This window comes from uncultured Microbacterium sp. (assembly GCF_913776565.1).
Classification (GTDB): Bacteria; Actinomycetota; Actinomycetes; order Actinomycetales; family Microbacteriaceae; genus Microbacterium.
In genome coordinates, this window is record NZ_CAJYPF010000152.1 from 1 (window position 1) to 12,199 (window position 12,199).

Annotated in this window: 10 protein-coding genes and 1 pseudogene; all 11 read right to left on the bottom strand. The window is 71.1% G+C overall.

What is annotated here, in order from left to right:
• A pseudogene (locus QZ433_RS08200) lies at window positions 1-224 on the bottom strand (hypothetical protein); the annotation flags it as partial.
• 2 nt (window positions 225-226) lie between these two features.
• Complete coding sequence (gene murC / locus QZ433_RS08205) at window positions 227-1,633, bottom strand: UDP-N-acetylmuramate--L-alanine ligase (RefSeq protein WP_295781759.1); 1,407 nt, start codon at window positions 1,631-1,633, stop codon at window positions 227-229.
• A 67-nt stretch (window positions 1,634-1,700) separates the two neighbouring features.
• Entirely contained in the window at window positions 1,701-2,774 is a 1,074-nt protein-coding gene (locus QZ433_RS08210) for a glycosyltransferase (RefSeq protein ID WP_295781762.1), read from the bottom strand.
• A 70-nt stretch (window positions 2,775-2,844) separates the two neighbouring features.
• Window positions 2,845-4,092: a putative lipid II flippase FtsW gene (gene ftsW, locus QZ433_RS08215; RefSeq protein WP_295781765.1), complete on the bottom strand. Its 1,248-nt coding sequence runs from the start codon at window positions 4,090-4,092 to the stop codon at window positions 2,845-2,847.
• Between the two features lie 10 nt (window positions 4,093-4,102).
• The gene (gene murD, locus QZ433_RS08220) at window positions 4,103-5,623 is read right to left on the bottom strand and encodes a UDP-N-acetylmuramoyl-L-alanine--D-glutamate ligase (protein WP_295781767.1); all 1,521 of its coding nucleotides are present in this window, start codon (window positions 5,621-5,623) and stop codon (window positions 4,103-4,105) included.
• Window positions 5,620-6,726, bottom strand: coding sequence for a phospho-N-acetylmuramoyl-pentapeptide-transferase (mraY, locus tag QZ433_RS08225; RefSeq protein WP_295781772.1), 1,107 nt, complete (start codon window positions 6,724-6,726; stop codon window positions 5,620-5,622). The genes murD and mraY overlap by 4 nt, the downstream gene beginning before the upstream one ends.
• The gene (murF, locus tag QZ433_RS08230) at window positions 6,723-8,135 is read right to left on the bottom strand and encodes a UDP-N-acetylmuramoyl-tripeptide--D-alanyl-D-alanine ligase (protein WP_295781775.1); all 1,413 of its coding nucleotides are present in this window, start codon (window positions 8,133-8,135) and stop codon (window positions 6,723-6,725) included. The genes mraY and murF overlap by 4 nt, the downstream gene beginning before the upstream one ends.
• Window positions 8,136-8,199: 64 nt before the next feature.
• Complete coding sequence (locus QZ433_RS08235) at window positions 8,200-9,993, bottom strand: penicillin-binding protein 2 (RefSeq protein ID WP_295781778.1); 1,794 nt, start codon at window positions 9,991-9,993, stop codon at window positions 8,200-8,202.
• Between the two features lie 4 nt (window positions 9,994-9,997).
• The gene (locus tag QZ433_RS08240) at window positions 9,998-10,645 is read right to left on the bottom strand and encodes a hypothetical protein (RefSeq protein WP_295781780.1); all 648 of its coding nucleotides are present in this window, start codon (window positions 10,643-10,645) and stop codon (window positions 9,998-10,000) included.
• On the bottom strand, window positions 10,642-11,595 hold the full coding sequence (rsmH, locus tag QZ433_RS08245; RefSeq protein ID WP_295781784.1) for a 16S rRNA (cytosine(1402)-N(4))-methyltransferase RsmH: 954 nt from the start codon (window positions 11,593-11,595) through the stop codon (window positions 10,642-10,644). Before rsmH ends, QZ433_RS08240 begins: the two co-directional genes overlap by 4 nt.
• A 98-nt stretch (window positions 11,596-11,693) precedes the next feature.
• The gene (gene mraZ / locus QZ433_RS08250) at window positions 11,694-12,125 is read right to left on the bottom strand and encodes a division/cell wall cluster transcriptional repressor MraZ (RefSeq protein WP_108320658.1); all 432 of its coding nucleotides are present in this window, start codon (window positions 12,123-12,125) and stop codon (window positions 11,694-11,696) included.
• Window positions 12,126-12,199: the final 74 nt, after the last annotated feature.

Consider the following 12,199-nt stretch of genomic DNA (forward strand, 5'->3'; position numbering starts at 1 on the left):
GCACGCCACACATCGCGCAGGCGGGTGGTCTCGCCGTCACTCCCGGACACCACGTCATCCGCCCGCCCGCCGTCGGCCCGCAGGTCGTCCGGCCGCACGAGGGGCGTGACCGGGGCGGCGGCGTCGATGGCATCCGGATGCCGAGTCGTGCCCGCCGTGGGACGCTCGGGCTTCGGCGGCCGGGCGGACGCCGGCGGCTGCGGCAGGGGCGAAGGCCGACGCACGCTCAAACCGCCGGCGCCTCGGTGCGGGAGAGCGCCTCGAGCACCTGCGGGATGATCTGGTAGACGTTGCCGCAGCCGAGGGTGATGACGTAGTCGCCGGGACGCGCGACGCGGGCGGTGTACTCCGCGGCCTGCTGCCAGTCGGGCACATAGTGCACGTGCGCGGGATCGGCGAACGCGCCGCTGACCAGCTCACCGGTCACCCCGGGGACCGGATCCTCTCGGGCGCCGTACACGTCGAGCATGACCGTGTGGTCGGCGTGCGTCTCGAGCACCTCGGCGAACTCGCGGTACATCTCCTGCGTGCGCGAATAGGTGTGCGGCTGCTGGATCGCGATGATGCGCCCCTCGCCCACGACCGTGCGCGCGGCCGACAGCGCCGCGGCGACCTCGGTGGGGTGGTGGGCGTAGTCGTCGTAGACGCTCACGCCGTGCTGCACGCCGTGCAGCTCGAAGCGGCGCACCGTCCCCCCGAAGCCCTCCACCGCGCGGGCCGCGTCCGCGAGGGAGTGCCCGAGCACGCGCAGCACCGCGACCGCACCGGCGGCATTGACGGCGTTGTGGGCGCCGGGCACGCGCAGGCGCACCTCGACGCTCTCGCCGTCGGCGGTGAGTGTGAAGGCGACGGGGCCGTCGGTGCGGATGCCGCTGAGTCGCACATCGGCCGAGGGGTCCTCGCCGAAGGTCACGACACTCGTGTGCGTGACGCGCTCGCGCACGGCGCGCGCTCCCGCGTCGTCGGCCGAGATGACCACGGCCTCGCTCGCGGCATCCGCGAATCGGGCGAACGCGGCGTCGAACGCGTCGCGCGAGCCGTAGTGGTCGAGGTGGTCGGGATCGACGTTGGTGATCAAGGCGACCGAGGTGTCGTACAACTCGAAGGTGCCGTCGGACTCGTCGGCCTCGATCACGACGAGGTCGTCGGAGCCCGTGCCGCTCGACGTCCCGAGATCGGCGATGACGCCGCCGTTGACGAAGGTGGGGTCGACGTCGAGGGCGCGCAGGGCGGTCACGATCATGCCGGTCGAGGTGGTCTTGCCGTGCGCCCCCGCGACCGACACCAGACGACGTCCACCGATGAGCCAGTTCAGCGCCTGCGAGCGATGGATGACGTGCAGACCGCGCTCCTTGGCGGTGACGAACTCGGGGTTCTCGGGCCAGATCGCCCCGGTGTGCACGACCGTGTCGGCGTCGCCGAGGTGCGCGGCGTCGTGACCCACGTGGACCGTCGCCCCGCGGGCGGCGAGATCGCGCAGGGCGGCGCTGTCGGAACGGTCGGAGCCGGAGACCCGGATGCCGCGGTCGAGGAACATGCGGGCGAGTCCGGACATGCCCGATCCCCCCACACCGATGAAGTGCGCGGAGGTGATGGTCTCGGGGATGGGGAGGCTCAGGTCGGGTCTGATCATGGCGTCTGCGAGTTTACGTCGCCGATCCTGCACGCGAGCCCCGGCGCGCGGGGCCGGCGGGGCACCGTCAGCGGACGAGGACCTCGTCGATCATCGCGATGACGTTCTCGGTGCCGGTGCGGATGCCGGTGCGCGCCGCCGCGTCCCGCAGGGCCCCGCGGCGCCCGGCGTCACCGAGCAGCGGCACGATCTCGGCGCGTACGCGCTCGGGGGTGAACTCGGCATCGGGGATGAGGATCGCCGCTCCCGCGCGGACCGCGGCGGCGGCGTTCAGGCTCTGCTCGCCGTTGCCCACGGCGTAGGGGACGTAGACGGCCGGGATGCCGAGCGCGTTGATCTCGCTGACCGTGGCGGCGCCCGATCGCGAAACCACGAGATCGGCGAGGGCGAAGGCCAGGTCCATTCGGTCGACGTAGCGCACGACGGCGTACCCCTGCGCGCCGGGGTCGGGCAGGTCGGAGTTCTGACCGGTCACGTGCAGCAGCTGCCACCCGGCGTCGAGCACGTCGCGCCACGCGCCCCCGAACGCCGTGTTCAGGCGCAGCGCGCCCAGCGACCCCCCGAACACCAGCAGCGTCGGCCGCTCGGCGTCGAGACCGAAGTGCGCGGCCGCCTCGGCGCGCGTCGCCGCGACGTCGAGCTCGACGATCTCGCGGCGCAACGGCATCCCCACCTCTCTCGCACCGCGCAGCGGCGTGCCGGCGAACGCCGCGCCGACCCCGGCCGCCGCCCGCGCTCCCAGCACGTTCGCCAGGCCCGGCTTGGCATTGGCCTCGTGCACCACGAAGGGGACGCGCTCGCGCCGCGCCGCCACGTAGGCCGGAGCCGCGGCATAGCCGCCGAAACCGACGACCACATCGACGCCCCGCTCGCGGATGAGCCGCCGCACGTGCGCCACGGCGGCGAGGAACTGCCGGGGGAAGACCGCGGCCGCGCGGTTCGGGCGGCGCGGGAAGGGCACCTTCGCCACGATCAGCAGCTCGTAGCCGCGCAGGGGCACGAGCCGCGCCTCCAACCCCTCGCGCGTACCGAGCACCAGCACCTCGGCCGCGGCGTCGCGCGCGCGCAGGCCGTCGGCGACGGCGAGGAGAGGGTTCACGTGGCCGGCGGTGCCGCCGCCGGCGAGCAGGTAAGTCGTCACCATACGACCCTAACCAGGTCGGCCGGCCGTTCCGGCCCCGTCGGTCGAGCGGTCGCGACGTCCTCGCCCGTCAGCCGCGGGTCCGCCGCGTCGCGGCACGACGTGCCGTGCGCGTGGGCTGCGCCACCGCGGTGCGGCGATCGGGCAGCGTCCGCGCGCACGACAGCAGGACACCGCAGCCGATGAGCACCGACAGCAGCGAGGTGCCGCCCTGCGACATGAACGGCAGCGGCACGCCCAGCACGGGGAACACGCGCAGCACCACCGCGACGTTGATCATGGCCTGACCGACGATCCAGATCGTGATGCCGCCCGCGACGATGCGTACGAACGGGTCGTCGGTGCGGCGGATGATGTGGAAGGCCCCGACGGCGAACAGCGCGAACAGCGCCAGCACGACGACGCAGCCGATCAGGCCGAGCTCCTCGCCGACGATCGCGAAGATGTAGTCGTTGGCCGCGGCCGGCAGCCAGTCGTACTTCTCGGCGGAGTTGCCCAGACCCACGCCGAAGACCCCACCGGCCGCCAGGCCCCAGATGCCGTGCAGCGGCTGGTAGCAGTCGCCGAGGTAGTTGGCGAGGCAGTCCTGGTCGAGGAAGCTCATGATGCGGCGCATGCGGTCGGGGCTCGTCAGCGCGAACAGGGCGATCGCGCCCAGCGCGCCGATCGCGGGCAGCAGGAAGATGCGCAGGCGCACGCCCGAGAAGAACAGCGCCCCCAGCAGCACGAGCACGAGGATCATCGTCGTACCGAGGTCTTTACCGCCCATGACCGTGGCGATGACCAGGGCCGCCACCGGCACGATGGGGATGAAGACGTGACGCCAGTCGCCCAGCAGCGTCTGCTTGCGGAACAGCACGTACCCCAGCCACAGCGCGAGGGCGAGCTTGAGGAACTCGGCGGGCTGCGCCTGGATGCCCGCGAGGTTGATCCAGTTGCGGTTGCCGTTGGCCGAGATGCCCAGCGGCGTGAACACCAGCAGCTGGAACAGCGTGGCGGCGATCAACGCCGGCCACGCCATGCGCTTCCAGAAGCGCAGCGGCGCGCGACTCAGGACGAACATGAGCGGGATGCCGACCACGGCGAACACGCCCTGCTTGAGCACGTGGTCGAAGGGGTTCTGCGCCCCGTCGAGCGCCGAGGTCGCCGAGAGCACCATCACGAGTCCGAAGAGGGTCAGCAGCAGGGCGGCCGACGTGATGAGCAGGAACTCGCTGGGGACCGGACGGAAGGCCCGGCCGAGCGAGACGCGGGCGGTGAGTCCCGGGCGGGCGGGCTCGTCGGAGCTCTGCCGGGGAGGAGGCGCCGTCGTGGTCACGCGTGTCCCCTCAATCGGTCGGTCGAGTCGCTCCGTCGCCCTGGCCCGCGATCCACGCCCGCACCGCGTCGGCGAAGCGATCGCCGCGGTCGGAGTAGGACGAGAACTGATCGAAGGATGCCGCCGCGGGAGCCAGGAGCACGGTGTCTCCGTCCCGGGCCACACCCGCCGCCAGTTCGACGACCTGGGCCATGACGTCTTCAGTCTCGGCGTGGTCGACCTCGAACAGCGGCACCGCGGGCGCGTGTCGCGCGAACGCCGCGACGATGTCTGCGCGTTCGGTGCCGATCACGATGACCGCACGCACGGACGTCCCGCGCTGTCGGACGAGGTCGGTGACGTCCACGCCCTTGAGCAGCCCGCCCACGATCCAGACCGCGCCGGGGTAGGCCGCGAGCGACGAGGCCGCCGCGTGCGGGTTCGTCGCCTTGGAGTCGTCGACCCAGGTCACGCCGCGATGGGCGCCCACGACCTGGATGCGGTGGGGGTCGAGGCGGAAACGCTCGAGCGTGTCGAAGATCTGCGCCGGGGTCGCACCGAGCGAGCGCGCCAGGGCGGCCGCGGCGAGGATATTGGCCACCATGTGCGGGGCGGCGAGCCCGCGCTCCGCCAGATCGGCGACGGTGGTGAGCTCGAGCGCCGAGGTCGCGCGCTCCTCGAGAAAGGCACGGTCGACCAGGATGCCGTCGACCACGCCCAGATCGCTCGGTCCGGGAACACCCAGGTCGAAGCCGATGGCCCGGGCGCCCTCGACCACCTCGGCGTCCTCGACCATCTCGCGGGTGGCGATGTCGGCCTTGTTGTACACGCACGCGACACGGGTGCGGGCGTAGACGCCCGCCTTGGCCGCGCGGTACTCGTCGGCCCCGCCATGCCACTCGAGGTGGTCGTCGGCGAGGTTGAGGCACACCGCGGCGTGGGGCGAGACGGCATCCGTCCCCTGCTGCAGGTTGAGGTACCAGAGCTGGTGGCTCGACAGTTCCACGACGAGGGCGTCGAATCCGCCGGGGTCGCGCACCGCGTCGAGGACGGGGGTGCCGATGTTGCCGACGGGAGCGGCCCGTAGCCCCGCCGTCACGAGCATCTCGGCCGTGAGCCTCGTCGTCGTGGTCTTGCCGTTGGTGCCCGTGATGAGCACCCAGTCCGCGGGACGGCCGTCGGCGCGGACGACCTTGTCGCGCACGCGCCACGCCAGTTCGACGTCTCCCCACAGGGCGATGCCCCGATCCTGCGTCCACCGGATCACCGGGTGGTGCGGGGGGAACCCCGGCGAGGCGACGACGACCTCGGGGGCGAAATCGACCAGCTCGGCGGGCACGGCGTCGAGCGGTCCCTCGTGCAGACGCACGCCGAGGACCGGCAGCAGGCGGCCGTACTCGGCATCCGCCCGCTCCGTCACCACGAGGACGTCGGCGCCGAGCTCGGCGAGCGTGTCGGCGACCGAGAAGCCCGTGACCGACAGGCCCAGCACGGCGACGCGCAGGCCCTTCCAGTCGGCGTGCCAGCTGGTGAGGGTGGTGAGGTCGGTCATACGCGTGCGAGCCATTCGACGTAGAAGAATCCGATGCCCGAGACGGCCAGCAGGCCCGCGATGATCCACATGCGCACGACGATGGTGACCTCGGGCCACCCGCGCATCTCGAGGTGATGGTGGAGGGGACTCATGAGGAACAGGCGCTTGCCCCTCGTGATCTTGAAGTAGGCGCGCTGCAGGATGACCGAGCCCGACGCGATGACGTAGACGCCCGCGATCAGCACGAGCAGCAGCTCGGTGCGGGTGAAGATGGCGAGGGCCGCGATCACGCCGCCGATCGCCATGGAACCGCAGTCGCCCATGAACACCTTGGCCTTGGGCGCGTTCCACCAGAGGAAGCCGACGAGGGCGCCCACGAACGAGGCGGACACGATGGCCAGGTCGAACGGGTCGCGCACGGCGTAGCAGCCGGCCTGCACGCTCGGGTCGAGGACGTCGGCGCACACCTGCTTGTTCTGCCAGAACGCCATGAGGCTGTAGGCGCCCACGACGAAGATGCCCGATCCCGCCGCCAGACCGTCCAGGCCGTCCGCGACGTTGACCGAGTTGGAGGTCGCCGTGCCGATGAGCGAGATCCAGGCGAGGTAGAGCAGCCAGCCGAGGATCGGCCCGAGGGCGAAGAACGACAGCAGCTGGATGTCGCGGAACACCGAGACGTATCCCGAGGCGGCCGTCTGCCCGACGGAGTTGGGGAAGTTCAGCGCCACGATCGCGAAGGGGACCGCCACGATCACCTGACCGGCGATCTTGCGCCAGCCCGAGAGGCCGAGGCTGTTCTGGTGGCGCACCTTCATGTAGTCGTCGATGAAACCGACCACGCCGAAGCCCAGCATCATCCACAGCACGAGCAGCCCCGACATCGTCGGAGGGTTGTTGCCGGCGAACGAGCCGATCAGGTAGCCGACGATCGTGCCGAGGATGAAGATCGTTCCGCCCATGGTGGGCGTGCCGCGCTTGGCGCCGTGCGAGGGGTTGTGCACGTTCTCGGGCGTGCGGATGACCTGCCCCCAGCCCCACTTGCGGAACCACCGCAGGAACACCGGGGTGAGGAACAGCGTGAAGGCGAGCGAGATCGCCGCCGAGGTCAGCAGAGATCTCACGCGAACAGCTCCCCGAGTCGATCGCCGAGGTGGCGAAGCCCCGCCGAGTTGGAGGACTTCACCAGGACGCGGTCGCCGTCGCGCAGTTCGGTCGAGAGGTAGTCGTATGCGGCGTCGGCGTCGGCGAAGAACACCGCCTCACCGTCCCACGATCCCTGGGCGATGGCCTCGAGGTACATGCGGCGCGCCTCGGGGCCGATCACGACGATCCGCTGGATGCGCAGGCGCACCGCGAGCAGGCCCACGCGGTCGTGCTCCTCGTCGGCGTACTCCCCCAGCTCGCTCATGGCACCGAGCACGGCGACGGTGCGCTCGCCCGGACCGGTGATCTGCGCGAGGGTGCGAAGCGCCGCGGCCATCGAGTCGGGGCTGGCGTTATAGGCGTCGTTGATGATGCGCACGCGGTCCGAGCCCATCGGCTGCATCCGCCAGCGTTCGGCGATCTCGACAGTCTCGAGGCGGGCGATCGCGTCCGCGGCCGCGACGCCCAGAGCGGTCGCGGCGGCCAGGGCCGCGAGGGCGTTCATGACGTGGTGCTCGCCGAGCACCCGCAGGGTCAGCGTGTGCGGTTCGCCGTCGACGAGCAGGTCGGCCCTGGTTCCGGATGCCGAGACCTCGACGTCGAGGGCGCGCACCTGGGCCCGCTCGCCCCGGCCGAACCAGCGCACGTCCTGCCCGCGCTCACGCGCGATCGGCTCCATCGCCGCGACACGCGGGTCGTCGACGTTGAGGACGGCGAGTCCGCCCTCGCGCGTGGCCGTGACCAGCTCGCTCTTAGCGTGGAAGGTCGACTCGATACCGCCGAATCCTCCGGCGTGGGCCATGCCGACCATCAGGACGACCCCGATGTCGGGGGTCACGAGGCCCGCGAGGTGGGCGATCGCACCGGGGGCGCTCGCGCCGAACTCGCTGACGAGGTAGCGGGTGGCATCCGTGACGCGCAGCATGGTCAGCGGGGCGCCCACCTCGTTGTTGAACGAGGCGCGCGGCGCCACCGTCTCGCCCTCGGCCTCGAGGATACGGGCCAGGAGGTTCTTGGTGGTCGTCTTGCCGTTGGAGCCGGTGATGCCGACGATCCTCAGGTCGCCGTGGGCGCGCACGCGCGCGACGACATCGCTGGCCAGCACGCCGAGGGCGGCGACGACATCGGGGACGACGATCTGACTGACGTCGTCGTCCAGCTCGCGCTCGACGAGGGCCAGAGCGGCTCCACGCTCGACGGCGGTGCCGACGAAGAGGTGGCCGTCGGTCGTCTCGCCGGGCTTGGCGACGAACACGCCGCCGGGCTCGATCAGGCGCGAGTCGGTGTCGACGAGGCCGGACACGAGCGTGTCGGGGGTGTCGCCGCGGCGCACGACGAGGCGCCCGCCGAGCAGGTCGGCGATGTGGGAGAGCGGGGTGGGGATCATAGCTGTGCGGACGCCCTTTCCGTGTCGCATTCGTTACCGAGACGAGACCGGCGTCGGCGGTGTCTCAGCCGAACTTGGGCAGTTCGGGGGTCGTGGTTCCCGAGGGGATGACGCGGTAGTTCTTGAGAACCTGCGTCATGGCCTTCTGGAACGCGGGGGCGGTGGCCGCGGACGATTTTACCGTCCGCGGTTCGTCCAGGTTGACCTCGACCACGTACTGCGGGTCGTCGGCCGGGGCGAAACCGATCATCGTGGTGAAGTACGCGTCGCCCTTGTAGGCACCGGTGACGGGGTCCGTCTTCTCACCGGTTCCCGTCTTGATGGCGATGCGGTACCCGGGGATGGCGACCTGCTTGGAGAGCGTTCCCTGGGTGGCAACGTTCTCGAGCATCTGCGACACGGTGCGCGCGGCGTCCTCGGACACCACGCGCGTGCCCTGGACGTCGGGCACGTCGGTGACGGTTCCGTCCGCCGCAGTGCACCCCTCGACGAGGGACAACGGCATGCGGACGCCGCCGTTCGCGATCGTCTGGTAGGCGCCGGCCAGCTGCGGCACGGTAACCGAGATGCCCTGCCCGAAGGTGGTGTTGTAGAAGGTCTGCTTGTCCCACGACGACGGGTCGCGCATGATGCCGCCGGACTCGCCGGGGAAGCCGACGGCCGTCCGCTGGGTGAGCCCGAACTTGTCGAGGTACGACACGCGGGTGTCGAGGGGGATCATGTCGCCGAACTTCGAGATGCCGACGTTCGAGGAGTCGATCAGCACCCCCGTCAGGGTGTAGTCGTTCGCGGGATGCGAGAACGAGTCGGAGACGCGTGCGCCGCCGGGCAGCGTCTCGCTCGAGGACGCCGTCACGGTCGTGCCGGTGGTGAACGAGCCGCTGTCGAGACCGATCGCCGCGGTGATCGCCTTCATGGTCGAACCGGGCTCGTGGGGGTCGCGGAAGGCGGCGCTGCCGCGCTCCGTCGCCGGCGAGGCGGTCGGGTCGTTGGGGTCGACCGTGGGGTACTCGGCGAGAGCGCGGATCTTGCCCGTCTTCGCCTCGATCACGGTGATCGTGCCGCCGAGGGAGCCGGTGTTCTGCGCCTGCTCGGCGATGAGCTGCTGCATGTACCACTGCAGGTCACGGTCGATCGTCAGCTTCAGCGTTCCGCCGTCGACGGCGGGCTGCGTGACGACCTCGGTTCCCGGCAGCACGACGCCGTCGCGGCTCTGCTGGAACACGACCTTTCCGTTGCTCGAGGCGAGACACGAGTCGTCGGCGCTCTCGAGCCCCTCGAGCGGCTGCCCGTCGCTGCCGACGAAGCCGAGCAGATTGCCGCCCACCGCTCCGTCGGGGTACATGCGACCGGCCTGGGGCGGGAAGCTCAGGAACGGCAGGCCCAACGCCACGAGGGCACGGTACTGCTCGGTAGAGACGCTCTTGGCGATCATGGCGTAGCGCGAGTCGGGATTGTCGGCCACGGCGTCCGTCACGGTCTTCTGCACCTCGGCGGCATCCTGGCCGGTGACGGCGGCGATGCGGGCGGCGAGCTCAGGCCACTCGGTGGTGGTCTCGTCGCCGTCGTCGTCGCGGGTGGTGATGCCCTTGGCCGCGAGCATGGGGTCGATCTGCACGTCGTAGCGGTTGACGCTGCTGGCGAGCGGGATGCCGTTCTCGTCGACGATCGACCCGCGCGAGGCGTACTCGACCCGCGAGCTCTGCAGACCCATCGAGAGCGAGTCGTCGACGTGTTCGCGGGCGTTGACGACCTGGATGTCGATCAGGCGCACCACGAAGGCGACCAGCACGATCAGGACGACGGCGAGGGCGATGACGGTGCGGCGGCGCGGAGACCGGGAGGCTGCTGTCGTCATGCGCTTATCGTGTCGCGGGTGTGGGCAGACCGTCGCTGATCGGCGGGGGTGTCGCCGATCCGGGCGCGGGCGCGGGGGCGTCGGCGGGTCGCGAGGGACCGTCGGGGGCGACGGCGGCGCCCTCGACGGGGGTCGCCGAGGCGGCCGGTGCGGCGGGTTCGGTGGTCGAGGCGGCCGGGTCGGTCACGAGCGGCACACCGGCGATCAGCGAGTTGTTCACCGAGCCCCGGCCTTTGGCATCCACCGACGAGGTGGTGTCGGCGGGCTTGTCCGAGCCGATCACCGCGCCGTCGCTGAGGCGCAGGTACGTCGGCGACTCGTCGATCACCATGCCCAGGGCGGCGGCGTTCGCGGCGAGGTACTGCGGCGAGCTGAGCCCGGCGGTCTCGTCGTACAGGATCTGCTTCTGGTAGGTCAGGTCGCGCTGCTGCTGCGTGAGCGAGGCGATCTCGAAGGAGCTCTGGGTGGTGAGGATGCCGAGGCCCATCTGCACCAGCACGATCACCAGCGCCCCGGCGACGGCGACGACGCCGAACAGGCGACGCGGAGCCCGCCGGGGGGCCGTCTGCGGGACGACGGTGAGCCGACGCTCGCGGACGGGGGTCGGGAAGTCGGGAAGGAAGGCGGCGTCGATGGCCTGGGGTGCACTCATGCGTCCTCCTGGATCCGCTCGGCCGCACGCAGGCGCACGGGGGTGGCTCGGGGGTTGGCGGCGCGCTCGTCGTCGCTCGCCAGTTCGGCTCCGCGCACGAGCAGCCGGAACTTCGGCGCGTGCTCGGGCAGTTCGACGGGCAGACCACGCGGAGCGGTGGATGCCGAGGCCTCGGCGAACACGCGCTTGACGAGGCGGTCTTCGAGCGACTGGTACGACAGCACCACGATGCGTCCGCCGACGCCGAGGACGCCGAGGGCCGCGGGGATGGTGCGCTCGAGCACCGACAGTTCGGCGTTGACCTCGATGCGCAGGGCCTGGAACACGCGCTTGGCGGGGTGGCGTTCGCGCAGCACCGCCGCGGGGGTGGCGGCCTGCAGCACGTCGACGAGCTGACCGGACCGCTCCAGCGGCGCCTGGGCGCGCGCGGCGATGATGGCGCGGGCGTAGCGTCCGGCGAGCTTCTCTTCGCCGTAGCGCTCGAAGATGCGACGCAGGTCTCCTTCGCCATAGGTCGCGAGGACCTCGGCCGCGGTGATCCCGGTCGTCTGATCCATGCGCATGTCGAGGGGCGCGTCCTGCGCGTAGGCGAAGCCGCGGTCGGCCACGTCGAGCTGCAGCGACGACACGCCGAGGTCGAACAGGATGCCGTCGACCTTGTCGACACCGGACGAGGCGACCGCGTCGGCGATGCCGTCGTAGACGGTGTGCACGAGGGTGACGCGATCGCCGAAGCGCGCGAGGCGCTCCCCCGCGATGCGGAGGGCGTCGGTGTCGCGGTCCAGTCCGATGAGCCGGGCGTTCGGGAAGCGCTCCAGGAACGCCTCGGAGTGGCCGCCCATGCCAAGCGTGCCGTCGACGAAGACGGCTCCGGGCTTCTGCAGCGCGGGGCCGAGCAGCTCGGCGCAGCGCTCGAGCAGGACGGGGGTGTGGATGTCGCGGATGTCCATGATGAGGGGGCCGGTCCTCCGGCTCTGATCCCCACCCGCATCGACCTGGCGCCGGGGAAGTGCGTCAGGGCGTGCGGCTGGGCATCACAGCCGGAGGGTCAGAACAGTCCCGGGATCACCTCCTGCTCCATCTCGGCGTACGTCTCTTCATTGCTCTCGGCGTAGGCGTTCCAGGCCTCGGCATCCCAGATCTCGGCGTGGGCGCCGACACCCGTGACCACGAGCTCCCGCCCCAGTCCCGCGTACGCGCGCAGCGCGGGCGGAACGGTGATGCGGTTCTGGCTGTCGGGCTTCTCGGCGCTGGCCCCCGAGAGGAACATGCGCAGGAAGTCGCGGGCCTGCTTGTTGCTGAGCGGGGCCTCGCGGATCCGCTCGTGCACGCGCTCGAACTCCTCGGTACTGAACACGTAGAGGCAGCGGTCCTGCCCGCGCGTGATCACCACTCCGGCGCCGAGATCGTCACGGAACTTCGCCGGCAGGATGACCCGACCCTTGTCGTCGAGCTTGGGTGTGTGCGTACCGAGCAGCATTCGGGAGTCCACCCCCTTCGTCCGGCCTGCGAAGTTTTCCCCACTTTACTCCACCACCCTCCACTACGCCATCG

Bases quoted from the DNA above. Each gene is read 5' to 3' on its own strand.
- murC (WP_295781759.1), bottom strand. From the start codon at position 1,633: ATGATCAGACCCGACCTGAGCCTCCCCATCCCCGAGACCATCACCTCC.
- murD (WP_295781767.1), bottom strand. From the start codon at position 5,623: ATGACCGACCTCACCACCCTCACCAGCTGGCACGCCGACTGGAAGGGC.
- murF (WP_295781775.1), bottom strand. From the start codon at position 8,135: ATGATCCCCACCCCGCTCTCCCACATCGCCGACCTGCTCGGCGGGCGC.
- QZ433_RS08235 (WP_295781778.1), bottom strand. From the start codon at position 9,993: ATGACGACAGCAGCCTCCCGGTCTCCGCGCCGCCGCACCGTCATCGCC.
- QZ433_RS08240 (WP_295781780.1), bottom strand. From the start codon at position 10,645: ATGAGTGCACCCCAGGCCATCGACGCCGCCTTCCTTCCCGACTTCCCG.
- rsmH (WP_295781784.1), bottom strand. From the start codon at position 11,595: ATGGACATCCGCGACATCCACACCCCCGTCCTGCTCGAGCGCTGCGCC.
- mraZ (WP_108320658.1), bottom strand. From the start codon at position 12,125: ATGCTGCTCGGTACGCACACACCCAAGCTCGACGACAAGGGTCGGGTC.